This window comes from Gluconobacter cadivus (assembly GCF_015244745.1).
GTDB classification, from domain to species: Bacteria; Pseudomonadota; Alphaproteobacteria; order Acetobacterales; family Acetobacteraceae; genus Gluconobacter; species Gluconobacter cadivus.
In genome coordinates, this window is sequence record NZ_JABCQI010000003.1 from 206,421 (window position 1) to 232,741 (window position 26,321).

General features: G+C 60.4%; 24 protein-coding genes. 13 read left to right on the forward strand and 11 right to left on the reverse strand.

Going from position 1 to position 26,321, the window contains the following annotated elements:
* Nucleotides 1-19: 19 nt before the first annotated feature.
* Entirely contained in the window at nt 20-1,354 is a 1,335-nt protein-coding gene (locus HKD28_RS06510; RefSeq protein ID WP_194261710.1) for a cytochrome c, read from the reverse strand.
* A 431-nt stretch (nt 1,355-1,785) separates the two neighbouring features.
* Between HKD28_RS06510 and HKD28_RS06515 the strand changes: the two genes are divergently transcribed.
* The 5 genes from HKD28_RS06515 to HKD28_RS06535 all read left to right on the forward strand — a co-directional run bounded on the left by HKD28_RS06515 (nt 1,786) and on the right by HKD28_RS06535 (nt 7,548).
* Nucleotides 1,786-2,844: a FecCD family ABC transporter permease gene (locus tag HKD28_RS06515; protein ID WP_194267691.1), complete on the forward strand. Its 1,059-nt coding sequence runs from the start codon at nt 1,786-1,788 to the stop codon at nt 2,842-2,844.
* Nucleotides 2,841-3,623 (forward strand): ABC transporter ATP-binding protein, encoded by a 783-nt coding sequence (locus HKD28_RS06520; RefSeq protein WP_194267615.1) that lies wholly within the window; start codon nt 2,841-2,843, stop codon nt 3,621-3,623. Before HKD28_RS06515 ends, HKD28_RS06520 begins: the two co-directional genes overlap by 4 nt.
* Nucleotides 3,620-4,630: an ABC transporter substrate-binding protein gene (locus tag HKD28_RS06525; protein ID WP_194267616.1), complete on the forward strand. Its 1,011-nt coding sequence runs from the start codon at nt 3,620-3,622 to the stop codon at nt 4,628-4,630. The genes HKD28_RS06520 and HKD28_RS06525 overlap by 4 nt, the downstream gene beginning before the upstream one ends.
* Nucleotides 4,631-4,655: 25 nt before the next feature.
* Nucleotides 4,656-6,821, forward strand: a complete 2,166-nt coding sequence (locus tag HKD28_RS06530; protein ID WP_194267617.1) for a family 20 glycosylhydrolase — start codon at nt 4,656-4,658, stop codon at nt 6,819-6,821.
* Nucleotides 6,822-6,882: 61 nt separating this feature from the next.
* Entirely contained in the window at nt 6,883-7,548 is a 666-nt protein-coding gene (locus HKD28_RS06535; protein WP_194267618.1) for an HAD family hydrolase, read from the forward strand.
* A 15-nt stretch (nt 7,549-7,563) separates the two neighbouring features.
* Here the strand turns inward: HKD28_RS06535 and HKD28_RS06540 are convergent, their stop codons facing one another.
* The 4 genes from HKD28_RS06540 to HKD28_RS06555 all read right to left on the reverse strand — a co-directional run bounded on the left by HKD28_RS06540 (nt 7,564) and on the right by HKD28_RS06555 (nt 10,254).
* Nucleotides 7,564-8,637 carry a LacI family DNA-binding transcriptional regulator gene (locus HKD28_RS06540; protein ID WP_099286334.1) on the reverse strand — a complete coding sequence of 358 codons (1,074 nt, stop codon included), beginning with the start codon at nt 8,635-8,637 and terminating at the stop codon, nt 7,564-7,566.
* Nucleotides 8,638-8,840: 203 nt separating this feature from the next.
* Nucleotides 8,841-9,098 (reverse strand): hypothetical protein, encoded by a 258-nt coding sequence (locus HKD28_RS06545; protein WP_194267619.1) that lies wholly within the window; start codon nt 9,096-9,098, stop codon nt 8,841-8,843.
* A 128-nt stretch (nt 9,099-9,226) separates the two neighbouring features.
* Nucleotides 9,227-9,610: an ArsR/SmtB family transcription factor gene (locus HKD28_RS06550; RefSeq protein ID WP_194267620.1), complete on the reverse strand. Its 384-nt coding sequence runs from the start codon at nt 9,608-9,610 to the stop codon at nt 9,227-9,229.
* Entirely contained in the window at nt 9,607-10,254 is a 648-nt protein-coding gene (locus HKD28_RS06555; RefSeq protein ID WP_194267621.1) for a peroxiredoxin, read from the reverse strand. Before HKD28_RS06555 ends, HKD28_RS06550 begins: the two co-directional genes overlap by 4 nt.
* 108 nt (nt 10,255-10,362) lie before the next feature.
* Here HKD28_RS06555 and HKD28_RS06560 point away from each other — a divergent pair, with 108 nt between their 5' ends.
* From HKD28_RS06560 to HKD28_RS06570, 3 genes are read left to right on the forward strand one after another with little or no spacing between them, the layout of a single operon-like run.
* The gene (locus tag HKD28_RS06560; protein ID WP_194267622.1) at nt 10,363-11,289 is read left to right on the forward strand and encodes an MBL fold metallo-hydrolase; all 927 of its coding nucleotides are present in this window, start codon (nt 10,363-10,365) and stop codon (nt 11,287-11,289) included.
* A 51-nt stretch (nt 11,290-11,340) separates the two neighbouring features.
* Entirely contained in the window at nt 11,341-13,029 is a 1,689-nt protein-coding gene (locus HKD28_RS06565; protein WP_194261718.1) for a bifunctional protein tyrosine phosphatase family protein/NAD(P)/FAD-dependent oxidoreductase, read from the forward strand.
* Nucleotides 13,010-13,804 (forward strand): sulfite exporter TauE/SafE family protein, encoded by a 795-nt coding sequence (locus tag HKD28_RS06570; protein ID WP_194267623.1) that lies wholly within the window; start codon nt 13,010-13,012, stop codon nt 13,802-13,804. The genes HKD28_RS06565 and HKD28_RS06570 overlap by 20 nt, the downstream gene beginning before the upstream one ends.
* A 6-nt stretch (nt 13,805-13,810) precedes the next feature.
* On the opposite strand, the gene HKD28_RS06575 is transcribed toward HKD28_RS06570, so the two are convergent.
* Complete coding sequence (locus tag HKD28_RS06575; RefSeq protein WP_194267624.1) at nt 13,811-14,161, reverse strand: hypothetical protein; 351 nt, start codon at nt 14,159-14,161, stop codon at nt 13,811-13,813.
* 254 nt (nt 14,162-14,415) lie between these two features.
* Here HKD28_RS06575 and HKD28_RS06580 point away from each other — a divergent pair, with 254 nt between their 5' ends.
* Both HKD28_RS06580 and HKD28_RS06585 read left to right on the forward strand, forming a co-directional pair.
* Nucleotides 14,416-14,958: a cupin domain-containing protein gene (locus HKD28_RS06580; RefSeq protein ID WP_194267625.1), complete on the forward strand. Its 543-nt coding sequence runs from the start codon at nt 14,416-14,418 to the stop codon at nt 14,956-14,958.
* Nucleotides 14,959-15,081: 123 nt separating this feature from the next.
* Nucleotides 15,082-15,504, forward strand: a complete 423-nt coding sequence (locus HKD28_RS06585) for an STN domain-containing protein (RefSeq protein ID WP_194267626.1) — start codon at nt 15,082-15,084, stop codon at nt 15,502-15,504.
* Nucleotides 15,505-15,516: 12 nt separating this feature from the next.
* Here HKD28_RS06585 and HKD28_RS06590 read toward each other — a convergent pair whose 3' ends face one another.
* Genes HKD28_RS06590 through petA form a run of 3 tightly spaced genes read right to left on the reverse strand, consistent with a single transcriptional unit; the run spans nt 15,517 to nt 18,029 of the window.
* Nucleotides 15,517-16,224 carry a cytochrome c1 gene (locus HKD28_RS06590; RefSeq protein WP_194267627.1) on the reverse strand — a complete coding sequence of 236 codons (708 nt, stop codon included), beginning with the start codon at nt 16,222-16,224 and terminating at the stop codon, nt 15,517-15,519.
* Nucleotides 16,221-17,384 carry a cytochrome b gene (locus HKD28_RS06595; protein ID WP_194267628.1) on the reverse strand — a complete coding sequence of 388 codons (1,164 nt, stop codon included), beginning with the start codon at nt 17,382-17,384 and terminating at the stop codon, nt 16,221-16,223. The genes HKD28_RS06590 and HKD28_RS06595 overlap by 4 nt, the downstream gene beginning before the upstream one ends.
* A 12-nt stretch (nt 17,385-17,396) precedes the next feature.
* On the reverse strand, nt 17,397-18,029 hold the full coding sequence (petA, locus tag HKD28_RS06600; protein WP_194267629.1) for a ubiquinol-cytochrome c reductase iron-sulfur subunit: 633 nt from the start codon (nt 18,027-18,029) through the stop codon (nt 17,397-17,399).
* A gap of 176 nt (nt 18,030-18,205) precedes the next feature.
* Here petA and HKD28_RS06605 point away from each other — a divergent pair, with 176 nt between their 5' ends.
* Together HKD28_RS06605 and HKD28_RS06610 are read left to right on the forward strand one after the other, a co-directional pair.
* Nucleotides 18,206-18,679, forward strand: coding sequence for a c-type cytochrome (locus HKD28_RS06605; protein ID WP_235993345.1), 474 nt, complete (start codon nt 18,206-18,208; stop codon nt 18,677-18,679).
* Between the two features lie 129 nt (nt 18,680-18,808).
* Nucleotides 18,809-19,462: a TetR/AcrR family transcriptional regulator gene (locus HKD28_RS06610; RefSeq protein ID WP_194267630.1), complete on the forward strand. Its 654-nt coding sequence runs from the start codon at nt 18,809-18,811 to the stop codon at nt 19,460-19,462.
* A gap of 16 nt (nt 19,463-19,478) precedes the next feature.
* Here HKD28_RS06610 and HKD28_RS06615 read toward each other — a convergent pair whose 3' ends face one another.
* The gene (locus HKD28_RS06615; RefSeq protein ID WP_194267631.1) at nt 19,479-21,803 is read right to left on the reverse strand and encodes a TonB-dependent receptor; all 2,325 of its coding nucleotides are present in this window, start codon (nt 21,801-21,803) and stop codon (nt 19,479-19,481) included.
* Nucleotides 21,804-22,039: 236 nt separating this feature from the next.
* On the opposite strand from HKD28_RS06615, the gene HKD28_RS06620 reads away from it, so the two are divergent.
* Nucleotides 22,040-24,346: a TonB-dependent receptor gene (locus HKD28_RS06620; protein ID WP_194261728.1), complete on the forward strand. Its 2,307-nt coding sequence runs from the start codon at nt 22,040-22,042 to the stop codon at nt 24,344-24,346.
* Between the two features lie 55 nt (nt 24,347-24,401).
* Here the strand turns inward: HKD28_RS06620 and HKD28_RS06625 are convergent, their stop codons facing one another.
* Complete coding sequence (locus HKD28_RS06625; protein ID WP_194267632.1) at nt 24,402-26,159, reverse strand: putative bifunctional diguanylate cyclase/phosphodiesterase; 1,758 nt, start codon at nt 26,157-26,159, stop codon at nt 24,402-24,404.
* Nucleotides 26,160-26,321 lie beyond the last annotated feature (162 nt).

Consider the following 26,321-nt stretch of genomic DNA (forward strand, 5'->3'; position numbering starts at 1 on the left):
ATTCCCAGTCCTGCCCGGATCAGTGCGAAGCGGTGATGGGCGGAGCTTCAAGCGTGGCGCGCGCGCTGGCGGCCTTCTTTTCCAGATCCGTCCAGGGGGGAAGCGTGGTGCGTGTGCGACGCAGATACGCGGCGATGCGGGCCATGTCATGATCGGACAGGCCGGAATAGAAGCTCGGCATCGAGATGTGATCCTGACCTTCCTCTGCGGTGATGCCATGCAGCATGACCTGATAGAGGTTGTTCGGCTCATCCAGCCACAGTGCGTTGTTCAGGGCCAGTTCCGGGCGGCCGAGCACGGGGTTCGGGCCGGAGTTGTAATGGCAGGCGCCACAGGCGGCCTGATACAGACGGGCATCGGGATCCTGCGTCAGCGGGCCGGTCAGGTTGATGCCGGACATGTGCATGGCGCGGGCAATCGCGGCCTGATCGCCGCCGCTGCGCTGTGCGGCCTTGTCCACATCTGCATAATAATGAGCGATGGCGCGCACATCTTCCTCGGGGATTTTCGACAGGAAGCGATGCGGCACGGGGGACATCGGGCCTGCGGCCGAACCGTGCAGCGGAGCCACGCCAAAGCGCAGATACTGGAACAATTCGTCTTCGGTCCAGACGACCGGCGTCGGGTTGTGGTCGTTCAGCGGCGGTGCGATCCAGCCGTCGATGACTGCGCCGTCATAGACCTTGCTCATTTTCTCGGCGCCGAGAAGATTACGCGGTGTATGGCAGGCACCACAGTGTTCGTTACCTTCGGCGAGATAGGCGCCGCGGTTCCACTGGGCATCATGCTTGGGGTCGTTCTGGTAGCGGCCCGGCGTGAAGAACAGCAGTTTCCAGAAGCCCTGACCGATCAGGCGGATGTTGATCGGGAAGGGAACGGTGTTGTCGCGCGGCTTGAGATGAATGGCCGGGCGCGTCATCAGATAGGCGTAGAGATCCGAGACGTCCTGATCGTTGACCTTCGTAAAGTGATCGAACGGGAACGCCGGATAGAGCTGGGAGCCGTCGCGGGCGATGCCCTTGTTCATGGCGCGCTTGAACGCGGCCAGCGACCAGTTGCCGATTCCCCACTGCTCGTCCGGAGTGATGTTGGACGAGAAGATATCGCCGAACGGCGTGGCCATTTTGAAGTCGCCGGCCAGTTCGGGGCCGGGGGTGCCATCCACGCGGGTATGACATTCCGCACAATAGCCGCCATTCGCGACGATGGCGCCACGGCTGATGGCGTCAGCGGAGAACGACGATGCGGCGGGCCGGGGGATCGGAGCGATGGCGGGGTACCAGGCATAGGCAAGAAAGCCGATGCCTCCCACGGCACCAAGGCCAATGACAGCGGCAGCTATCCGTTTGAGCATGGTTGGACTGTCCCGGAAGGATTGAAATCATTTGCCACAAAAGGCGGCTGTTGCGTGCAACCTAAGGCACCGGACCATGAAAGGGAAGATTGCGCTATCTCAAAACCGTGCGTTTCCTAAAATAAATGCAATCAGAGTCATGAAAATAACACAGGTTTTCGGTCATTTCAGCGTAAAAGCGGGACTGTTTCAGTCCGGATTGCAGTATTCCCTGTCCGGGATCTCACTGATGATAACAGGCGATACTGGGGAGAGTGTTTGAAATCCTGTTACATGTCCTTTGGAAGCAAGTCTATTTTATGACAATTATTATGGCACTGAGTGCCAAAAAATCCTATGCTTATGATGCACTTTAAGTGCAGGTTATGGGCGTGGATCAGGGCCTGACGTCGTCGCGCAAGGGGTTCTGGTGGCGCGGGAAGGCTTGGCTTATGGTTTTCCTGCGGCAGGTCTCGTCTGCTGTTCTGCCGAGAGGGTTTGCCATTTTCGTCCGTCCTGCCCTGATCCGTTCCCTTGCTCTGGCAGGCGTGGTTCTGAGCGTGTTGTGCGCGCTTTGTCTGGGGCGTTATCCGCTGTCACCGCTGCGGGTGTTGGGCGTGTTCGGGCATTTGCTGCATCTGTCTGCCGGAGTTGACCCGCTTGCGCAGGTGGTGGTGATGCAGGCGCGGTTGCCGCGTATTCTGGCGGCGCTCTTGGTCGGAAGCGCATTGTCCTGTGGCGGCGCGACCTATCAGGCGGTGTTCCGGAACCCGCTGGTTTCGCCGGATCTGCTGGGTGTGCTGAGTGGTGCGGCGTTTGGCGCGGCGCTTGCGATCGTCAGTGGCGGATCGGCGTTTGTGGTGCAGATGGGCGCGTTCGGGGGCGGGTTGCTGGCGGTTGGGTGTGGGTTGCTGATTAGCAGAACCTTGCCGGGGGGTGGGGTTTTGGCCCTGCTTCTGGGTGGCCTGATCGGGAATGCGATTTTCACGGCTTTGCTGTCTTTGGTAAAATACCTGGCCGATCCGATGGATCAGCTTCCGGCCATTGTGGACTGGCTTCTGGGCAGTCTGGCGCCGAGTGGGTGGCACGAACTGGCGTGGGTGTCTGGCCCGCTTATTGTTCTGACGATGGCGCTTGTTCTGTGCGCGCCTGTTCTGGACGTGCTGTCTTTGGGGGATGACGAGGCGCGCAGTCTGGGTGTTTCCGTGCGGGTGATGCGTCCGGCGCTGATCGTTCTGGCAACACTGGCCTGCGCCATGACGATTTCAATGGCCGGGATCATCGGCTGGATTGGACTTCTGGTGCCGCATGTGGCGCGCCTGCTCGTCGGGGCGGAGCACCGGAACATGATGCCGGTGACGGCGCTGCTGGGGGCCGGTGGGCTGGTGCTGGCCGATACCTGTGCGCGTAGCCTCACAACGGGCGAGGTTCCGCTTGGGATCGTCACGCAACTGTTCGGCGCTCTGGCTTTCGTGCTGGTTCTGCGGCGCCTGCGGGGTGGGATGGCATGACGTTACTGTCGTGTCGCAATCTTGGTTTCCGCCAGCCACGGCAGGCCGGGTTTGTGCTGGAGGATATCGATCTTTCGTTGCGGGAAGGCGAACTGGTCGGGCTTCTGGGGCTGAACGGTGCGGGTAAGAGTACGCTGCTGCGGCTTCTGATGGGCTTTCTCGCACCTTCGACGGGAGAAGTCTTTCTTCAGGGGCGGTCTCTGGGGGCGTGGCCTGCCTCTGCCATTGCGCGGCATCTGGCCTATGTGCCGCAAAGCCATGTGGCGACGTTTCCTTATACAGTGCGGCGGATGGTGGAGCTTGGGCGGGTGCCGCATTCCGGCCTGATGGGGCGTTTGTCTTCGCAGGACGGGAGGGCCGTGGCGGCGGCGTTGGAACGGATGGGGCTGGAGCGTTTTGCCGATCGTCCCGTCACGGAACTGTCCGGTGGCGAGCGTCAGCGGGTCGTTCTGGCACGGGCCATTGCGCAGGATGCACGGGGCCTGTTGCTGGATGAGCCTATGGCGGGTCTGGATTACGGGTATCAGCTGCGTCTGATGGCGCTGCTGGCGGAACTTGCGCGGGAGGGGCGGCTTGTTATGCTCACGTCGCACCGACCGGAAGAGCTTTATGCGCGTGCCAGCCGGGTTCTGGTTCTGGATCATGGTCGGATCGAAGCGGACGGGCCGCCACAGGATGTCGTGACGGCACAACGGATGTCAGCGCTTTATGGGGTGCCTCTGATGCAGATGGATCATGCCGGAAACCGCTTTTTCCATCAGGAAAGGAACGAGAAATGACATTGGGACTGACATTGTCACGGACCCTGAAGCGGTTTTCGGCCCTGACATTTCTGGGGACGGCTTTGTTGGGTGCGGTTGCGCTGCCGGGGCCGGCCGCCTACGCGGCACCTCCCTCCCGGATCGTGGAAGGCTGGTACGCGCATAATGCGATGCTCATTATGCTGGGGGCGCAGAACCAGATCGTGGGAACCGTGGCGCGCCCGGCGATGCTGCCCTGGATGTTCAAGCTGGTGCCGTCGCTGTCCAGAGCCGAGACGCTGGACCCCGGCAATCTGAATGCGGAAGAGCTTCTGGCGCTGCATCCCGATCTGGTGTTCGTGACGGCTTCGGGCCATTCCGCTGATGCCCTGAGGCGGGCGGGGCTGAGCGTGGTGCCTGAAGGGTTCGACCGGTTTGATTCGATGCTCGACTGCGTGGACGGAACCGCGACCCTGCTTCAGACGCCTTTGGCGACAAAGCGGGCGCAGGCCTATCGTCTGGCGTTTCTTCAGGCCGTCTCGCAGGCTCCGACCAATCCGCAGGGGCCGCTTGTGCTGCATGTGGAATCCCTCAAGCCGCTCAGGGTGGATGGTGACGCCAGCATCATTGATCAGTGGATCCGCAGTGCGGGCGGACGGAATGCCGCACAGGGCATTCATGGGAACAAACAGCCTGTTTCGATCGAACAGGTCCTGTCCTGGAACCCGGATATCGTCATTATTGGCGCGAATGCGGGCGATCCGGCGACGCTGACGCAGGACCCGGTCTGGTCGAAGATCAAGGCCGTACAGTCCGGGCGCGTCTATCGCAATCCGACCGGGTTGTTTCCGTGGGACCGTTATGGGCCGGAGCTTCTGCTTCAGGTTCTGTGGTCGCGGCAGATCGTTCAGACCGGACAGGTGGACCGGCCTGCGATGATCCGGTCTATCCGTTCTTTCTATCACACGTTCTATGGTATTGCGCTGTCTGCCGGGGATGCGGAGCTGATGCTCGATGCGCGTCCTCCCGCGCCCGATACGCACTGAAATTCATACTCAGGGACAGCTTCAGATGACGCAGACAGCTTCACAACGCGGCCGGATCGTTCGCCGCAGGGTTCGTGGCGCAGTGGGGCTGCTGCTTGCGGGAAGCGTTCTGGCGGGGATTTCTGCCGGCGCGGCGCGGGCGGAAGAGAGTCTGCTGCCCGTTCCGCAGAGCGTTTCGGTGCCTAATGGTGTGGCGCCGATCGGTGGCGGGGTGCAGATCGTGTGGGACACACGCCCCTCTCCCCTGCTGCAACGGGCGGCGGCACGGTTTACGACGCGTCTTGCTGCCATCGCCGGGCCTACGGGGCAGGGTGAGCCGTATGTGCTGCATGTGTCCGCCGGGCCCGACCGGGCTTATCTGAGTGTGGATGAAAAGGAGCGTTACGCGCTCACGACGGCGGCCAAGGGCGCGCGGCTGGAGGCGGATGGTCCGGCGGGTGTGATTCACGGTCTGGCGACGCTGCTTCAGCTTGTCCGTACTACGCCGGATGATGCGGTTGTCGAGCGGATCCATATCGAGGATGCGCCCCGGTTTGCGTGGCGCGGTCTGCTGCTGGACGTGTCGCGGCATTTCGATACGGTCGAAACCGTGGAGCGTCAGCTCGATGCGATGGAACTGGTCAAGCTCAACGTCCTGCACTGGCATCTGAGTGACGGAACGGCTTTTCGGGTCGAGAGCCGGGCATATCCGCAACTTCAGGCCATGACCGCCCCGGACCAGTATTATACGCAGGCGCAGATCCGGGAGGTCGTGTCCTATGCGGCTGATCGCGGTATTCGTGTTGTGCCGGAATTCGACGTTCCGGGGCATGCGCTGGCCATCGTGCGCGCTTATCCGGAACTGGCGGCACAGCCTTTGCCGGATATGAGCACCAAGGGGCTGAACCTCAATAACGCGGCCCTCGACCCGACCAATCCGCAGACGCTGCGCTTCGTGCGGGTTCTGTATGGCGAGATGGGTCGCCTTTTCCCGGACCGCTATATCCATGCGGGTGGCGATGAAGTCGTGTCCTCCCAGTGGACGAAAAATCCGGCGATTGCGGCCTATATGAAGGCGCATGGCTACGAAACCGCCGCAGCGCTTCAGGCTGCGTTCACGGGGCAGGTCGCGGCGACGATTGCCTCGCAGGGACATGTGATGATGGGATGGGACGAGGTCAGTGAGGCCCCGATCCCGAAAAATGTGGTTGTCGAGCCGTGGCGCGCGTCGAAATGGACGGGATCGGCCACGCGCGCCGGGCATCCGGTCGTGGTGTCGGCGGGATATTATCTCGATCTTCTGCGTCCTGCCGCCACGCATTATGCGGTCGATCCGTTCGATACGCGGGCGGATGGCATCACGCCCGAGCAACTGGCGAAGTTCCCGCCGAAGCACCCCGAGTTCTCCGTGCCGTTTGAACTGGACGTGAGCGCCCCGCCGCTGGATGACGCACAGAAAGAGCTGGTGCTGGGAGCGGAAGGGACGCTCTGGGCGGAAATGGTGTCCGAACCGATGCTCGATTCACGGCTTTGGCCCCGGATGGCGGCACTGGCCGAGCGGTTCTGGTCCGCGCAGGACGTGCGGGATGTTCCTGATCTGGAGCGCCGTTTGCCGGTCGTGATGACTGAGCTTGAAGCGACGGGACTGCAGGCCACGCAGCATCGTCATGCCATGCGTGAAGCCATGGTGCCGGGACGTTCAGAGCCTCTGGCAGTGCTGACGGATGTGACGGTTCCTGTCCGCAATTATGCGCTCAACCATCTTGCAGCCCCCACCGGAGAGGCCATGCTGTCGGCGCCTGTGGCAGTCGCGGAGCCTGATTCGTTTGTGGCGACCCAGTTCAATGCGATGGCGGAGCGTTATGCGCAGGGCGAGACGGCGCTGGCAGGCCCGCTGCGGCAGATGCTTCAGCGCTGGGCCGATAATGACGCGGCGTTCGTGACAAGTGCGAAAGGAATTCCGGCGCTTGAAGCCGTGGTGCCCGTCTCGCACGCTGTAGGGCAGTTGTCCCACGCCGGGCTGAATGTTCTGAACGGGCGGAGTGGCTCGGCATGGCGGATGGATGCGGCCCGTCTGCTTCAGGATCAGGACGCGGCGTTTGAGAATTCGGCCAGTATGCTGGCCTCCGCCCATGCCCCGCAACCGCCGGGAGGATTGCTGATTGCGATCCTGCCGGGGATCAAAGCACTTCTTGCGGCAGGCGGGCGATAAGCGTTTCGGATCTGCGCCTCTGGGGGTGGATTTCCGGCGCGCGGCGGGGGAAAAGGAGAGCATGACACGTTTTCCGATCCTCCTCCTCGATTATGACGGCACGCTGGCGGAAACGCAGCCGGCCATTCTTCGCAGCCTGAAAGAGGCATTCGATGCCGTGGGCGTCTCCGCGCCCACATCGGACGCGCTCAAACAGGAACTGACGCGGGGCGGAACGCTCCAGACGCTGTTTCAGGCGATCGTTCCCAAAAGCGACGAGCAGGATGCGGCGGCATTCGTGCGTCATTACCGGGCGTTCTACCCGACGGCGGACGAGGAAGAGACGGTCCTGTTCGACGGGGTGGTGGACACGTTGGCCGCACTGAAAGAGCAGGGCACCATCCTCGCCATTCTTAGCAACAAACACGCGCCGACTGTCTGTGCGAGCATCGCGCGCTTTGGCCTGACGCCGTTCTTCTCAGGTGTTGTGGCGTCCGAACCGCATTTTCCGCACAAGCCTGACCCGCGCGTGATGGATGAGCGCATTGTGCCGCTGTTTCCGAAGCAGCAGCGCTCGGACTTTTTGATGGTGGGCGATACCGTGGCCGACCTCCAGTTCGCCCGCAATGCCGGGATCGCCTCATGCTGGGCCAGTTACGGCCACGGATCGGCCACTCAGTGCGCGGCATTGGACCCGGATCTGCGGATCGGGTCTTTCAGCGACCTGCCCGCCGCACTTCGGAACTGAAACGTCGCCGTCTGGTCAGGGCGCGGCGGGGCCGATGCTGCCGCGCAGGACCAGTTCGGTGTCGAGGATGACATTCTCGCTGCCGCTGGCCGCACTTAGCAGGCGTACGGCTTCCGTCCCCTTGCGTTCGTGAGGCTGGCGGATCGTGCTCAGATCGGCGCCTTCGGCGGCCGGGATGTCATCGAAGCCGAAGATCGAGACGTCCTGCGGGATGTTCAGGCCCAGCGCACGGATGGTCTGCATGGCACCGATGGCGACGCGGTCGCTCATGGCGAGGATAGCGGTCGGGCGCTGGGCGCGGTTCAGCAGATGGCGGACGCCTTCCGCTCCCATATCTTCGGAATTGATGGGGATTTCCCATGCCGGGACGTCTTCGGGAGCGATTTTCGCTTCTTGCAGCGCCAGAAGATAGCCTTCAAGGCGCATGGCGATGGTGCTGTGAGCGATATTGGCGCGTCGTTTTGCCGTCAGAGGACCGAAATAGCCGTCATGGGCTGTTTTGAGCGACAGAATGCCGAAATGCCGGTGTCCGAGTTCAAGAAGGGTTTTGGCGGCGCGATACGCGGAGCCGCGATCGTCGATCCCGACATACGGCACGCCATCGAGGCGGGGCTGGTCCACCACGACGAGCGGAACATTGCGCTGCTGGGCCATGAGGACACAGCGGCTGTCGGGAGCGACGGAATAGAGGATATAACCGTCCACTGCGGCGTTGCCGAGCGAGACGGGTGCGGTGCGGTTGCGCAGATTACTACCCGCGGAAATCAGGGCGAGATCGGTTTCCAGATCGTCACAGGACCGGGCGACACCGTTGAGAACGCTCAGGATCGCGGGGTCGGTGAAGGCGTAGGGCAGGTCTTCGCTGAACAGGAAGCCCAGAGCGCCCGCGCGGCCGGTGGCGAGTTGCTTGGCGGCCGGATCCGGGCCGGTATATCCAAGCTCCTGCGCGGCGGCGAGGATCTTTTCGCGCAGGGCGGCCGATAGTTGGCCGGGGCGGATATAGGCGTTGGAGACCGTTGTGTGGGAAACCCCGACCTGTGCTGCCACGTCCTTGAGGGTTACTTTGCGGCGATCGTACTGTCGGGTCATGGTTCCGGTCTGTCCAGCAAAAGACACCAGACCTGTCGGGGCCGATCCTGACGGCTGCGGTATGATGTCAGTTTTCTCTTAAAAATCACTGATGGCACCATATCCAGTCTGCCGGACGGAAACCAGTCACGGACGCGGGAGGGATTGCGAAAATGTACGATTTCGCAATCACGGATCTGTCAAACCCTTCTCCGACCAAGAGATCAGCTTTGTTTCGGCTTGGGAGCGGGAGCTTTTTTTGCCTGGGGGAGGGGAGTAAACATCGCGCGGCATTTGGGGGAGAGTTTGTCGATTTTCTTTTGCATGCAGGCGGTGATCTTGGCTTCATTGGGGATGGCCAGCGCGCACAGGCGAAGCGCATCGCCCTTGCAGGCCTGCGTCTGTTCTTCACGGGTGGCGGCGGAGGCACCCTGTGTCAGTGCAAATGTCAGGCCGGCCAGGGCAATACAATAACGGATCATGTGTTTTCTCCTTACCTTCAGGTAAGCGTGTGGCGCTTTTTACAGTTTCAATCCGAAAAAACTTTATCGCAACTCTGTGTCCTGAAATATTCTTCAATAAGGACTTCCTGAATCCGGATTAACGACTTTCAGGAATGAAGAATGCGGGCAAACCGCGCAGATGCGGCCGGACCGGGCGCCGTTTCGGCGATGGGGGCCGGAAGCTCGGGCGGGAGGGCGCCGGGTTGCAGACTCATCAGGAGTACCCGGGCGCGTCTGGCATCTGGAGTGTCGGCCCAGCAGTAATGGATGGCGCGGGATTCACGTTGGGATTCGATCAGCCCCGCGCGTCTGAGGGCGCCCAGATGCTGGCTCAATGTGGGCTGTCCGATGCCGGTCATGGTTTCGATTTCGCTGACGGCATGGGTGCTGTCGAGCAGGGCCGAGAGGATCATGAGTCGCTGGGGCTGGGCGAGAATGCGCAGCCATTCCGCCAGTTCACGGCTTTTCTCAAGGGGAAGCAGGACGGTCATGAACGCTCCCGCGGCATGGGCTGGAAGAACCATTTGGCCCCGGCTTTTTCCACGGCGGCCTGCGTCTGGAGCGGGGGGGCTATGGTGCGCTGTCCGGGCTGCCAGCTTTCGGGTGTGAGGGCTCCTGCGCGGTCGACTTCCTGTAGGGCGCAGAGCAGGCGCAGGAGTTCGGGAACGGAGCGCCCGACCGTGGCGGGGTAGTTGAGGATCGCCCGAACGGTGCCCGTGGGGTCAATCATGAAAACGGAGCGGACCGTCGCGCTGTCCTGTGCCGTGCTGTCGAGCATACCGTAAGCCTTGGCGACGGCGAGAGATGGGTCTTCGATGATGGGGAAGGGGACGTGAACGTCGAACTGCGTCCGGATGGCATTCACCCAGGCCAGATGGGCGGGAAGACTGTCGGCCGAGATGCCGAGAAGTGCGCAGTCCCGCTGCTGGAACTCTTCCGCGCTGCGGGCCAAGGCGATGAATTCGCTGGTGCAGACGGGTGTGAAATCGGCCGGATGGGCGAACAACAGCACCCAATGGCCGCGCAGGGCGCTCATGATGAACTCGCCATGCGTGGTCCGGGCACTGAAATCCGGAGCGCGGTCGCCGATGCGAAGGGACGGAAAAGACGATTCAGCGGGAGGGGGTACGGTCATGGTCCGGTTCCAAAAGCATCAGGGCGCTTGACATGCAATACTTACAATATTAACTTAACAGTTAATGAAAGTGTCGTAAAGACATTCCGCAGCCAGAAGGTGAACGCCATGCACGATGCAGCAATTCAGGCCGCGACCGGCCAGATCCGGCGAACCGAGCAAGGTGCGACGCCCGTTCCCGTCGTCTGTACGTTTTTCGATGAAGCCACGAACACCGCGACGCATGTGGTCCATTGCCCCGTCACGAAGCGCGCTGCCGTTATTGACAGTGTCCTCGATTATGACGCTGCGGCCGGACGCACGTCGCATGGTTCGGCGCAGGCAATTGTTGATTATGTCGGGCGCGAAGGCCTGACTGTGGACTGGCAGCTTGAGACGCATGCCCATGCGGACCATCTCTCCGCCGCGCCCTGGTTGCAGGAAAAAATTGGCGGCAAGCTGGGGATCGGCGCGGATATCACGCTGGTTCAGGCTGTGTTCGGAAAGATCTTCAACGCGGGAACGCGGTTTGCGCGGGACGGGTCGCAGTTTGACCGTCTGTTCCGTGATGGCGAGACGTTCCAGATTGGGGAACTTCCCGTGACGGTGCTGCATGTTCCGGGTCACACACCTGCGGATATGGCATTCGTGATCGGTGATGCGGCATTTGTGGGCGATACGATTTTTATGCCGGATTTTGGTACGGCGCGGGCGGATTTTCCGGGCGGTGATCCGCGCCAGCTGTTCCGCTCCATCCGCCGTCTGCTGTCACTTCCGGTCGAGACGCGGCTGTTCCTGTGCCATGACTACAAGGCGCCGGGACGGGACGACTATGTCTGGCTGACGACGGTCGGGCACGAGCGTGGTTACAACATTCATGTTCATGACGGCGTGAGCGAAGAGGAGTTCGTGCAGATGCGCACCGCCCGCGACGCGACGCTTGCGATGCCGCGCCTCCTGATGCCGTCCGTGCAGGTCAACATGCGCGGTGGGCACCTGCCTGAACCCGAAGCCGACGGCGTGAGCTACATCAAGATCCCCGTCAATCGCGTCTGAAATCCATCCGTCCGGCACGGTTGTGCCTTATTTTGCGTTTCTGGAGTTCCCATGCCAACCCGTCATCTGACCGACAGCTATGCCATTTCCCCCCAGATTGCCGTGCAGGATATTGCCGATCTGAAGGCGGAGGGATTTCATACGATCCTTTGTTTCCGCCCTGACGGGGAGGCGCCGGATCAGCCGGAAATGAAAGTGATCGAAGCCGCCGCGAAAGAGGCTGGACTGGCATTTGCTGCAATTCCGGTAAAGTCCGGAACCGTGCCGAGCGAAACGCAGATCGCCGAAACACGGCAGGTTCTGGCGACACTTCCCGCGCCGGTTGTCGGCTATTGCCGCTCGGGCACGCGGGCCGGGCAGATCTGGGCTCTGGCCGAGGCGGGCAAGCGTCCTGCCGCTGAGATTTTCGCGGCAACGGAACGGGCCGGGGTGGATATCAGCCGTTTGCGGGCACGGATCGAGCGTGTGGCCGCGCCGGCGGCGGCTCCGCGCAAGGATGCGGCGCATTTTCAGGTTCTGATCATCGGTGGTGGCGCGGGTGGTCTGTCGACTGCGGGCAGTCTGCTCAAGCGGAACCGGAATCTGTCGATTGGCGTGGTGGAGCCGTCCAACGAGCATTTCTACCAGCCGGGCTGGACGCTTGTGGGCGGCGGTGTTTTTCAGGCCGCACAAACGCGCCGCAAGGAAGCGGATGTCATGCCGAAAGACGTTGTCTGGGTGAAGCAGGCGGCAAAACTGTTCCGGCCGGATGTGCGCGAAGTGGTTCTGACGGACGGCACGGTCGTGTCCTATGACGCGCTGGTTGTGGCGACGGGGATTACGCTGAACTGGGACGCTATTCCCGGTCTGGCGGAGACGCTGGGCAAGAACGGCGTGACGTCGAACTACCGTTTCGATCTGGCCCCTTACACATGGCAGCTTGTGCAGCAGCTCAAGGGCGGCACGGCGATCTTTACCCAGCCGCCCATGCCGATCAAATGTGCGGGTGCGCCGCAGAAAGCCGTGTATCTGTCCTGCGATGCGTGGAAGCGCCGGGGCGTTCTGGACAACATTTCGGTCGAGTTCGATACCGCAACACCGGGGCTGTTCGGTGTGAAGGATTTCGTGCCGCCGCTGATGGAATATATCAAGCGCTATCACGTCGGATTGCACACCGGATCGAAGCTCGTGGAAGTGGACGGGCCGAACCGTAAGGCTGTTTTCGAACGCAAGGTCGGGGAGAATGTGGAGCGGGTTGAGCGGACGTTCGACATGCTGCATGTCGTGCCGCCGCAGAGCGCGCCGCAGGTGATCCGCGACAGTGCGCTTTCGGGATCGGACGGGTTTGTTGAAGTCAATCCGGCGACGTTGCAGCATGTGCGTTTTCCGGATGTGTTCGCCCTCGGAGACGTGATCGGGACGTCTTGCGCCAAGACCGCAGCGGCGGTTCGGGTGCAGGCGCCTGTGGTGGCGACCAATGTGCTGGCGTTTCTGAAGCATCAGGGGCCGGTTTCGGAATATGAGGGCTATGGAGCCTGTCCGTTGACGGTGGAAAACGGACGGATCGTGTTGGCCGAGTTCAGTTACGGTGGCAAACTGGCTCCGACGCTGCCGAAATGGCTGCTTAACGGACAGAAGCCGACGCGTCTGGCCTGGTGGCTTAAGAAATATGTCATGCCGCTGATGTATTGGGACGGGATGCTGAAAGGGCGTGAGCTGATGGTCGCGCCCAAGCCCCTGAATGCGAAAAAGGGCGGTTGAGCGGATCGTGCATATTGCCCTTGAGCTGGCCTGCGGTGTTCTGATCGGGTTTACGCTGGGACTGATCGGGGGCGGCGGGTCCATTCTGGCCGTTCCCTTGATGGTTTATGTCGTGGGAGTGAAAAACGCCCATGTCGCTATCGGAACGAGCGCCATGGCGGTAGCGGTCAACGCTCTGGCCGGGTTGGTCAGCCATGCCCGCGCGGGGACGGTCAAATGGAAATGCGCGGGCATTTTCGCGCCCTGCGGCGTAGCGGGGGCGTTGATCGGGGCGGCGTTTGGCAAGGCGGTGAATGGCGAAAAGCTGTTGCTGTGTTTTGCGCTGCTGATGGTCGTGGTCGGTGTGCTCATGCTGCGGGGGCGCCGCAACAAGGGTGAGGCCGGGGCGGCGTGTAACCGTCAGAACATGCCGCGCGTCATGATGGCCGGGGCCGGGACGGGCGTGTTGTCCGGATTTTTCGGGATTGGCGGCGGGTTTTTGATCGTCCCGGCGCTGATTGCCTGCACACGGATGCCCATTCTCAATGCGGTCGGCACATCGCTGGTCGCGGTGGCGGCGCTGGGCGCGAGTACGGCGCTGAGTTACATGCTCTCGGGCTATGTGGACTGGGTGATGGGTCTGCTGTTCGTGGCGGGGGGCGTCATCGGCAGCTTTCTCGGGACCCGTGCGGCGAAGCGCCTTTCAGGCTCCGGTCCCGCGCTGACGACGTTCTTTGCCTGCGTCATTTTCACGGTTGCGGCGTACATGATCTGGAAGAGCCTCGCTGCATTGTAAGGCGTGTCAGTCGAGGCCGAAATTCGGAAAAATTGTGAAGCACACCATCGAGAAATAGAACATGACCGCCAGCAGGATGTGACACATATAAAGTGGTGCGATCATGGCGCCGCGCCTGCGGAAAAACGCCATCAAAACACCGAAGGCCGCGATGGCGACAGCGAGCGCCACGTTCAGCATAAGGCGGCTGTCTCCATTGCTGATCGCAATGACGAGAAAGACGGCGCCCACAATGGCCGATCCGACATGGACGGGCGTGAGGAAGCTGAAAGGGCGCTTGTAGCGGGCCGCGAAAATAGCGAGCCAGACGCCCATGATCACCGTGAGAGTGAAGCACCCCGTCGAAGCATACAGCATCAGTCGTCCATCCTGTCTCTGCGCAAAATCGCGGAGCCGTGACTGGAGCAGTCGGAAGTCCGCACATGCCGTTCTGGTGGCTTGTTTACTCCAGAACGGTTTTGCGGGCCATATGTTCCGGACGATCAAGTCTTTGCCTGTGCGGGCATATCACAAACAAATACCACCTACAGGTATAATGATTTTCAAGGTTTCCTTTCTGTTTCGATATGACATAATCATGAAACGAAACAGGAGAGGGGGCATGGGACAGGATGGATCTGGGAGCGCGCCTGCGGTTTGTCCGGACAGCCAGAAATCTGTCCCAGCGTGAACTGGCCAAGCGGACCGGAGTCACCAATTCCACGATTTCCCTGATCGAATCCGGGGATATGAACCCCTCCGTCGGGACGCTCAAGCGGGTGCTGGACGGGATTCCCGTAACACTTGGTGAATTTTTCAGCATCGTCCCGGAAGGGGGAGACAAGATCTTTTACCGCGCGGACGAACTCCTGACCTTCGAGCAGGGAGGCGTCGTGTTCCGGCAGGTGGGTGCGTCCTCATTTGGCAGGACGCTTCAGATTTTGCGGGAAAACTATTCGTCCGGCGCTGATACGGGGGCTGCGGTTTATGCCCATGAGGGTGAGGAGGGCGGTTTCATCCTTCACGGGCGTGTGGAAATTACGGTCGGAGAACGGCAGGAGATCCTTGGGCCGGGGGATGCTTATCATTTTGACAGTCGCCAGCCACACCGGTTTCGATGTCTGAGTTCCGAAGGCTGTGAGATCATCAGCGCCTGTACGCCACCGACATTCTGAGTTTTTTTGCTCTGTTCTTCAAAAGAACGGGAGGGGTGTGGCCGTCTCCCGGTTGCTGCGTTCTATCGTCTGGTGGGCCTGTCAGACATGTGAGATGGGTGTGCTCAGGGGAGAGCCACGGGCATGCGAGACCGTCCGTATCCTGAACGTTTCAACTGGCGGCGTTTCATATCCGGATCTGTGCGGACGGGGCTACGCGTGTTGATGTGCGTGTGCGTTCTGGAGGGGACGGTATGGGGAGAAACCGTCACGCGGACACCTGACATCTGCCCGGTTCGCAAAAGCGTTTTGCAGATCGACACGAAGGCACTTGCGGCGGCTGTCGCAGAGTTGGAGCGCAAGACGCGATGCCCGGTGCTGATGGATGATGCGCTTTTGCAGGACAAAAGCAGCGTGCCCATCCGGGGGCTGTATACACCGCGGGATGCGCTGGTGCGGCTGCTGGGTAATGCGGAACTGGACGTGATCGAGACGGTTCAGGGGCTGGCAGTCATGCCGCTGACCTATCGCGAGGCGCATCGCAGGGATCATGCCTCGCATCTGTAAGTGTTGTTCCAGTTATTGGGGGCGCGATTTCCAGATCCGGCGTTGCAGCACGAAGGTCAGGAGCGCCATCAGGGCGAGGTACGCCAGAGCGTAGAGGCCAATCCGTCTGCGTTCTGCTGCGTGCGGATGCGCGACGTCGTTGAGAAAGGCCGAAACGTCGGTTGCCATCTGTTGGGTGGTGGCTTTTGTACCGTCCGGGTAGGTCAGCATTCCGTCCTGAAGGGGCGGCGGCATGCCGATATGCTTCCATTTCAGCGCAGTGTTGTAATAGCGGCCGTCATCGAGTTTCACGCCTGCAGGTGTGGGGGCATAGGACAGGAGGATGCGCCGGATCTGTTCTGCGCCCCCCGGTAATGTCATGGCCAGACGGGAGAGATCTGGCGGAAGCAGTCCGTGATTGGCAAGGCGTCCTACGGCCTCGTTGGGATAGGGCGAGAGAATGGGATCAGCGGGTGTGGCGGAACGGGTTTTCGGATCGCCATTGTCGTCCGTTCCGTTCGGAATCTGCTGATCGGCGGCCCAGCTTCGGATGGCGTCTGGGGACAGTCCGAAGGCGGCCATATCGCCGTAATCGACATGGTCCATGCCGTGGCAGGCGGCGCAGACCTGCTGGAAGACTATCAGACCACGCTGGGCAGGCGTGCTGGCGCAGGCGGGAAGGGTTGCGAACAGGGGGGGGAGGCTGGCGACAAGTATGAGATTTCGGATCAGGCGGCTCATGATGTGATCTCCCGTTCCGAAACGAGCGGCATGACCACCAGAAAATGGATGAACCACCATGCCATCGCCAGACGGCTGACAATCAGCCATGTTTCGGTCGGAGGGTGCATCCCCGCGACGCCCAGCAGAATAAACGACAGAAAAGCCAGTGGCAGGGACAGTCGTACCAGTGGGCGGCGTGTGGCCGAACGGGTGGGGGAACGGTCCAGTGCAGGCAGGGCGAACAGAACGGCGAGGCTGCCGACCGCAAGGAGCAGTCCGCCAAGGCGGGACGGCACGGCGCGGAGAATCGCGTAGAATGGTGCGAAATACCATTCCGGTCGGATATCACGCGGCGTCACGAGTGGATTGGCCTGAACATAATTGTCCGCGAGCGTCAGCAGGTCGGGCAGGAAAAAGACCAGCCCGGCATAGACCATCAGGAACAGACAGAGCGCGAAGCCGTCCCGGCTGGTGTAATACGGATGGAACGGGAGGGTCTGTTTCGGGCTGACGGGGTCGATGCCGGAAGGATTGTTCGGCTTGACCACATGCAGGGCCGTAACATGCAGGGCAATGACGGCGACGATCGCAAAGGCCATTGTGAAATGCAGCACGAACAGGCGGTGCAGGGCCGTATTCCCCAGCGTTTCGCCACCCAGAAGCAGTTCGGAAACCGGCTTGCCGATCAGGGGAATGGTGTGGGCGGCATTCAGGACCACCGTGGCGCCCCAGTAGGACATCTGTCCCCAGGGCAGGACATAACCGGCGAAGGCCGTGACCATCACCATCAGCATCAGGCCCAGCCCTGTTAGCCACAGCAGTTCGCGCGGAGCCTTGTAGGAGCCGTACCAAAGGCTGCGCGCAATATGGATGTAGAGGCAGGCGAACAGCATCGTCACGCCGCCCATATGCAGGCTGCGCAGAAACCAGCCTGAGGGGATCTGCCGGTCTATGGCTTCGACGCTGGCAAAAGCCTGTGTGATGTCAGGGGTGTAGTTGATGGCGAGGAACAGGCCACTGGCGATCATGATGGCCATCGTGACCATCAGGAAGGCGCCGAAGCTCCACAGGGCATTGAGGTTCCGGGGCATCGGAAAGGCAATGTATTCGCGGCGCAGGACGCTCATGACGGGCAGGCGGCGTTCAAGCCATCCGGAAGTTTTCTCGGGTGCGGGCATGGGGGCCGGTCCTCAGATCTGCTGGATGTCGGACATGCTGAAGCCCGGATCGCCCGCGCTGTGGCCGATGCGGATTTTCGTGTCGGAGAGGAACGTCACCGGCGGGACCGGCAGATTGTACGGCGCGGGCGCGCGCTGTGCGACGCGGCCTGCGGCATCGAAATGCGAGCCGTGACAGGGGCAGGAATACCCGCCTTCTGCCTCTGGCGCAGAGCCGGGTTTCTCGAAAGACGGGACACAGCCCAGATGGGTGCAGATTCCGACCAGTACCCCGTAATCGGGGCGGACCGAGCGGTGCCAGTTCGTGGCGTCTTTCGGCTGCTGGGGCATTTTCGAGTTCGCGTCGCGCAGGGTGGCGATGTGTGCGGGGGTCTGGAGGGCGGCCAGCATCTGTGGTGTGCGGCGCTGGATGAAAATGGGCCAGTCCTGCCATTGCACGGTCATGTCCTGTCCGGGCGCAAGGGAAGACAGATCGACCTCCAGCGTCTTGTCGGACAGCGTCGTGGCGGAGGGGTTTTTCAGGCTGTTGAGAAAAGGGACGGCAAGGGCGCAGGCCCCTGCGCAGCCCAGTGTGACGGTTGCGGTCGTCAGCAGGTCGCGCCGTTTCGTGCCGCCCGGGGAAGGGGACGTCTCGCTCTGGGTCATGCGGAACCTCTGTCGACTGTGCCGGAGTTCCGGCAGGAAAGATGCGCGCAGGATAGGCGGATTTGCGCTTTCGAGAAAGACACGCTGCCGCGCCGGGAGCGGTAGCTTTCAGACGAAGCGGGGGGTAGTGTGTTTCAAACTGCTACGACAACGCATATGCCGGAGGGCTTCGGGCCATGATGATGAGACACGGGTTCAGGATCATGCTGGCGGGGCTTCTTGGCATGGGACCGTTGGTGGCGTCTGCGGCGATGGCGGCGGATGGTGCGGCGCTCTACGCGGGAAAATGCGCGATGTGTCACGGCCCTGTGGGCGCAGGGCGGCTCGGCACTTTTCCGGCCCTTGCGGGGCGGGTTGGTGCCATCGCTTCTTCACCCGAGGGGAAGGCATATCTTGCGGCGGTTCTGGTGAACGGGCTGCATGGGCCGATTCTTGTGGAAGGGCAGTCCTACAAGGGATTTATGCCGTCGTTTAAGGCGCTCTCCGATGACGATATTGCCGCTGTTCTGAGCTATGCAGCGACGCTGGGAGGCGGATCGTCGTCCGGGATTTCCGCTCAGGAGGTCGCATCCGTCCGATCGGTCCCGATGGATGCAGCGGCAGTTCAGGCCAAAAGAACGGCGCTTCAGGCGAGTCACGTTATTCCCTGATGGAAAATGGACATCTTTTGATATCAAATAAACGCAATTGCGTGTTGTAACGAAGCGTCTATCTCTGACTAGCTGCGTTAACTCAAAAGATGATGTCGACCGATCAGATGGTCAGGAAGGGAAATACTCATGTCGCAGACCGCAGTGACGCATACTTTACCGCTAAAGCCTGTTCATGTTCCCGTCCGGGACCGTGCGTTGATCCGTGCGCCGGGACGGCCGATCAATCTCGGGCTGAAAGACAATATCCTCGCGGCGATCGCGCAGGTTCTGGCGGAGGAAGGCTATCAGGGCCTCACCATCAGTCGCGTGGCCAAGGCCGCCGGGGTTTCAACCGCTACGGTCTATCGTCGCTGGCCCACGAAACAGGCGATGTTCTTCGATGCAATTCGTCTGTGGCGCGATGATCTGACGCCGCAGATCGATACGGGGAGCTTTGCCGGGGACGTGGACGAGCTGATTGCCGCGCGCATCCGCTTCCTCGCTACCCCGCTGGGCCGGACTTACGGAACCCTGCTGGGCGAGGCTGTGCATGATCCGGAGTTCGGTCAGGTTCTGTGGGAAGTCAGCGTCGTGCCGGCGCGTGCGCAGATGGCATTGTTTCTTGAGCGCGCAAGCAAGCGGGGCGAAAAGGTTTTCTGCCAGCATGCCGATACGGTGCTGGACATGCTCCTCAGCACGATCCATTTCCGCGCTATGAACATGCTGGGGCGGGAGCCCATGGACGCGCAGAGCAATCTGCGGGAAATCCAGTCGCTCGCGCGGTGTCTGATTTCCTGCTGAGAGGGCAGGCGCCTTATCAGAAGCCGTATGAGATCCGGCCGCCGATAAAGCGCGGCGGGCCGGGGATGTAGAAATAGGTCGTCGTCGCCATGCCGCCGCTTTCGAAAAAGCTGCGGTTGAGCAGGTTGGAGGCGTAAATCGTGGCCTCCCACTTCCCGGAAGAGGGGCGCAGGGTCGCATGGGCGCCGAGCAGAAAATACGGTGGCAGGCGATAGAAGCCGGTGCCGCCGACCGCGATGGCCTGACTGCCGCGATAGGACCAGTCCGGCCCGACATCGAGCCCGAGCGCCGATGTCAGAGGCTGCCGCCATTCCGCCTGACCGTTCAGGGTCAGCTTGGGCTGGCCGTTATCCACGCCTGCAAAGTTGCTGTTCACGGCCCGCCAAACGCCCGTTTTGGCGTAGGCCGCATTCGTGGCGGCGCGGTTGACGTTCAGGAAGTCCTGATAATTGCCACGCTGCCAGCCAATGTTCTGCGTCACGAAGACATGGCGTATGGGGTGAAATTCGACCGTGCCTTCGAAACCCCAGCTTTCGGATTTCGGGACATTCGTGATTTCGCTGAGTGGGCCGTAATTCGGGATCAGGACCGTGCCGACAACCTGCTGGCCGTGGAAGTCGTTATAGAACGCCGCACCATTCAGACGCAGGACATTGGGGATCGGATCGCTTTTGAACCCGAATTCGTAGGTCAGAACCGTCTCGGGGCCGAACGGATCAAGCTGGGCCTGGATCTGGGTGTTGTTGGCGCTGAAACCGCCGGGTTTGAAGCCCTTGCTCATCTTGTAATAGACGAGCGTGGTTTTTGTCGCCTGCCATGAGACGCCGACCTGTCCGGCGAACTGGGCCGCAGCCGTGCTCTCGCCATGGAAAGCCGTCGTCTTTCCGCCGAAAATTTCAGACGTCAGGCCTGGCAGGCTGCGGTCGTCGATTTCGTGCAGCAGGCCCGCAAACAGCGTGACATTATGAGGCAGGCGATAGCTGACATGGCCAAATTCGGACGTGCTTTCCTGATTCATGGAAAAGGACGTCGCCATCATGTAACCGCGGGCCGCATAGTCGGTATAATCGAAGAAAAAGCGCTGTTTCATTCGGCTGCGCTGATAGAACGCGCCCACGACCCATTGCAGGCGGCTGTCGGGGTTGCTGGAGCCCAGACGCAGTTCCTGCGTGAAGGCGTTGGCACTGATGGTGCGGTAGGTGTCGGCTTCGGCCCGTGATGTGCCGTCCTGATCGGTGTATTCGCCCTGTCGTCCGGTTTCGAAGGCTGTGACGGATGTGAGTTTCGCAACTCCGAAATCATGGTCCATATGCAGGTCCCAGCCCCAGAACTGGTTGTGTTCGCTGGGTTTGAGACCTTCCGGGCGTCCGATCAGGTTTGCGAATTGCGGCCGCATCGACCATTCGGCCTGTTGCTGGCCAAGATGCGGCAGCGCGGCCGAGCCGATCAGGCGATGGACGGCCTGACTGGTGACGACCTGACTGTTGTCCTGCACGAAATGCCCGGATAGCAGGATCGTGGTGCGGTTGTCGTCTGAATGCCAGCGCAGCTTTCCACGCAGGGCGTAGGAGTCTGCGTCGCCCAGATGCGCGCCGTTCTGCGGATCGGTCTGCCAGCCACCACCCTGCCGGATCTGTCCGGCCAGACGGAAATCGAGCCCCTTGGCGATCGGGCCTGAAATATAGGCCTCGCTCCGGCTTCGGGCGTAAGACGCGATGTCCTGACTGGCGCCGTAGTGCCATGTGCTGGTTGGATCGGCGGTACGGAAGCGGATTTCACCGCCGGTATCGGACTGGCCATGCGTGGTCCCGACCGGGCCCGGAGCAACCGTGACGTCCGCCAGATCGAACATCAGCCCGCTCGACAGCGTCGAGAACGCGAACGGCACGTCATCGAAATAGGTCATGACGGTAGGAATATTGTTCTGGGTGAAGTCGTTGAAGCCGACCCCACGCAGATAGAAATTGTTGGAGGCCGTGCCGTTGACCGACTGGATTGTCAGGTTGGGGGCCACGCGCTCCAGACCGCGCAGGGTGACGACGCCGCGCTGGATCAGGCGTTCTGCGCTCAGGCGGGTGTCGGCATCGGGGAGATGCTGTGCTGCAACGAAGGCGAAATCCGTGCGGCGCGCGGTGACGGCGATCGTTTCGGTATTACGGGCCTGAACGGATTGTGGAGTGGTTTTGCGCGGGGCTGGCTTTGCCCCTGACGGATGGGCATTCGCGTGATGGGGGGCTCCGGTTTTTCCGTGCAGCGGCTTCGCTTTCTCCGTCGGGGCGGCGAGAGCGAGGGACGGGCCGAGGAGGCTGGCGCTCAGGAGAAGGGCCTTGCGAAGCGTCATGGAAAGGTCGGAGCTCCTGAAAAGGACGGCGTCAGTCGTGGGGGCAGTCTGCCTGAGAGCGCAGGCAAACCCGGCAATTCACGGTGCTTATATTGTACTTGTGCAACAGCGCCAACGCGCAACGCCTTGTGGCGGGTTGGCGGGGCAGATTTCGCTTGAATCGTTATGATATAACATAATAAGAGGGCCGCTCTGACAATCCTTCGTCTTTGCCTGCATCCCCGTCCGGAGGTTTCATGCCGTCTTTCGTGTCTGCCCGTTCCTTTCTGCTGCTGTTGGGTTGCACTACCGCCCTTGCCGATTCCGCGTTTGCCCAGTCGGTCACGCCGTCCGCAACCTCTTCCCAGACAACTGCGGCTCCCGCCGATGCCCAGACGGACGATGAGGCTTCCGCCGCCCGTTCCAGCTTCGGCCATGCTGACGACCAGCATGGAACGACAACGACGGAGACAAGCCGGGCAGGTGAGGATGCGGTGACGGTCAACGCCCATCTCGAACGCGCCCGCGCTGCGCTTCAGCCGTCAACAGGGGCTACGGTCTATAATTTCTCGCGTCAGGCGATCGAGACCAATCCGGGGGGTGATAATGCACCGCTGAACGCGCTGTTGCTTCAGGCTCCGGGCGTGGCGCAGGATAGTTACGGGCAGATCCATATTCGCGGTGACCATAATGAAGTGCAGTTCCGTCTGGATGGCGTGGCGCTTCCCGAGGGCATGAGCGTGTTCGGACAGACGCTCATGACGCGTTTTGCCCATTCCATGTCGCTGACGACTGGCGCGCTTCCCAGCGAATACGGATTTCTTCAGGCTGGTGTGATCGATATCACCACCAAGAACGGCTATTCGGATGCTGGCGGTGACGTTTCGATTTATGGTGGCGCGCGCGATTACTTCTTTCCGTCCGTGCAGTTCGGTGGTCATCACGGTAAGTGGGACTGGTTTGCGACGGGTGATTTCGTGCATAACCGCGTTGGTATCGAAAACACGACGCCGAGCTTCAATGCTCTGCACGATCTGACCAACCAGTACCATTTCCTCGGGCATGGCCGTTACACGGTTGATGAAAACACCCGGATCAGCTTCACGGCCGGTGTGTCCAATGCCGAATATCAGCTTCCCAACAACCCCGGGCAGCAGCGCCAGTTCGCCAATCCGTCCTTTGCCAACAGTGACCTGTCGCAGCAGCTTTACGGGAATGGCGACAGCTCAAGCCTGAACGAGCATCAGAAGGAAATCACGGATTTCGGCATCCTGTCCCTGCAGAAGGACATGGGTAAGCTGAGCTTCCAGACCTCCGCCGTGATGCGCTACAGTTCCCTGCGCTATTCGCCCGATCCGCTCGGCGATCTGGTTTATAACGGCATTGCACAGCGTGCGGCCCGTTCGGTCTTCTCGACGGGAACGCAGTCCGACGCGACATGGCAGGCCGCGAAGGATCATACTGTCCGCTTCGGCTACCAGATTTATGTGGAGCGAAACGTTTCTAAATCTGATTCAACCGTCTATCCGCAGACGGGCGAAGACGCCGACGGAGGAGCGATTTATTCCGACAATCCCCTCACCATTCATGACGGCACGGGCCGTACGGGTTGGATGTACGGGCTCTATGCGCAGGACGAATGGCGTCCGCTCAAGAACCTGACAGTCAATTACGGTCTGCGTTTTGATGGCGTGGATGAATACACGCATGCCAAGCAGGTCAGCCCGCGTCTGAACATTGTTTACAAGCCCTGGCATGGCGGCACGTTCCATGCGGGATATTCCCGTTACTTCACGCCGCCGCCGTTCGAACTGGTGGGTGGTACGTCGCTCAACAAATTCGCCAATACGTCTGCGGCTCCGGGAACGTTCCTGAACAGCAACGTCAAGGCTGAGCGTGACCATTATTTCGATGCGGGTTTCGCGCAGACCATTCTGCCGGGCTGGCACGCCTCTTTTGATGCGTATGTGAAGCTCGCCAAGAACATGATCGATGAAGGCCAGTTCGGTTCTCCCGTCATCCTGTCGGCGTTCAACTATCGTCGTGGTCAGGTTCATGGGTATGAATTCGCGACGGACTATACCCGTGGTGCGTTCAGCGTTTACGGCAATTTCTCCTGGTCCCGCGCGATCGGCAAGGACATCACGACCGCTCAGTGGAACTTCGATCCGGACGATCTGGCCTATACCAGCAAGCGCTGGATCCATCTGGATCATGATCAGCGCTGGACCGCTTCGGCAGGTGGAAGCTACTCCTTCTTCCACAGGACCGGTCATCCGCTGCGTCTGTCGGCTACGATGGTCTATGGCAGCGGTCTGCGGGCTGATGGTGCGACACCCAACGGTGCTTCGGTTCCGCAATACGCCACATTCAACCTGTCTCTGGTTCAGTCCTTCAAGGATCTGTTTCAGGTTCCGTTCCTCAAGCGGACGCAGCTTCGTCTGGATGTGACCAATCTGTTTGACCGAACCTATCTGCTGCGTGACGGTAGCGGCATCGGCGTTGGGGCACCGCAATATGGTCTGCGCCGCACGATCCTGACCGGTATTGATCAGCGTTTCTAAGTAATATGGTCTGACGGGTTAAAGTTCTCGTCAGATTTCTCTGGTACAAGGCCCTTTACAGAAGCGCCTTGTACCGGATTTTTTCCAGTGCATCTGGGATGTCCATCACAGGCACCGCTTCGCACAGAAAATCTCCCTGCACGAAATCACATTCCATTTCCAGAAGCGCGCGGACCTGTGAGGCGCTCCTGATCCCTTCGGCGACCACCTTGCGTCCGAGGCTGTGGACGATGTCGATCACCCCCCTGATGATTGCCGCATCGGTCCCGTGACGCTCCAGGCCTGCCACAAATGCGCGGTTGATCTTGACGTAGTCGAACGTGATGGTTTTGAGCTGGGTCAGGGACGCAAAGCCCGTGCCGAAATCGTCCAGCGAAATCTGGACCCCCTTGCGATGCAGGGTATCAAGTTCGCGCTCGACCTGCTGGTGGTGCGGTCGGGAAAAGATATTTTCGGTAATTTCGAGCGCCAGAGAATTGAGCGGAACATTCATGCCATCTGCGAGGCTGTCGAGTTTCCGGAAAAAGTCGGTATTCTCGAAATCGCAGGAGGTGATGTTAATGGCGATGCGCTCAAAGCGGATGTTTTGTTCGCGAAGTCTGCTCACATCTTCCATAACCCTGTGCGTTACAAAAGTATTCAGGGTCATGGTCAGGCTGTGGTCTTCAAACACCTCAGGAAAATACTGCGGAGAAAGTACTTTATGTTGTGGGTGGTCCCAGTGCAGGAGGGCTTCAAATGAAATACGCCCGGGGATGCTGAGGGAAAAAATCGGCTGATAGAAGACTTTGATGCTCTGATCTCGCAAACCGGTCTGAACGCGTCGACGCAGACGGGCCGCGAGGTCCAGTTTTTCCTCCATGACGGGATGGTATTCCCGCATGCGGTTCCGGCCTTCGGTCTTTGCGGCATAAAGTGCCAGATCGGCGCATTTCAGGAGGGTTTTCTCCCGCGCATCGGAGAGGGGCACGGACACATAACCGATACTCACGGTACAGGCATGGGTCATGGTCCGGTTGCGGATGCTGAAACGCATCTGCTCCAGGATGTCCTGAAGGATCGTTTCAAAAAGAGCCAGAGTGTCGCCTGTCATGAGGACGGCAAATTCATCACCGCCGATGCGGGCGATGAAACAGTTCTCGCTTTCGAATTCCTGCAGTTTTTCGGCGACCTTGCGCAAAAGGCGGTCGCCGGAATCATGGCCGGACGTATCGTTGATTGTTTTGAAGGTGTCGATGTCGAGCAGGGCCAGACAGAGATGGCTTGCGGTGCTCGTGCGGAGGGTCTTGCGCAGGATATGGGAAAAATGCAGTCGGTTGGAAATCTTGGTCAGGAAATCGGTATTGACGACTTTCTGTAATTTCTGCCGACTTGATTTGAGATGGTTTTCAGCCTGCTTGCGGTCAGTGATGTCAAAGCGGATGGCCACATAGCTCGTGACTTTTCCGCTTTCCGAAATATGGGGTACAATTGTGGTGTCGACCCAGTAAAGACTGCCATCCTGACGACGATTGCAGATCTCGCCATGCCAGACATTCCCTGAGGCGATCGTGCGGTACATCTGGCGAAAGAATTTCTTGTCGTGCTGCTTTGAACGCAGCATGCGGTGGTCGTTTCCGATGAGTTGGTCACGGGTATAACCGCTGATTTCCTCAAACCGGTTGTTGACTGAAAGAATGCGACCGCGTGTATCGGTGATGGCGACAATAGCGGAACAGTCCAGGGCGTGAAGGACAAAGTCATCACGGGCGCCCTGAGGCCAGTTTTGGACAGAATTCAGGCTTTCCCTGAAGTCATCCTTTTGCTTTTCCATCACCCGAATTGACTCTCTCGATAGGAGAATTGACTATTATCCTACAATAATTAAACGTTCGTTAAAAGGCTGTCCGGGTCTGTTCGGGTGGAGCGTTCCCGGATTTGTTGCAGGATTTTTTCTTTTCTGCGCGGATGATGTCAGTTTTTATTTAATCTCTTT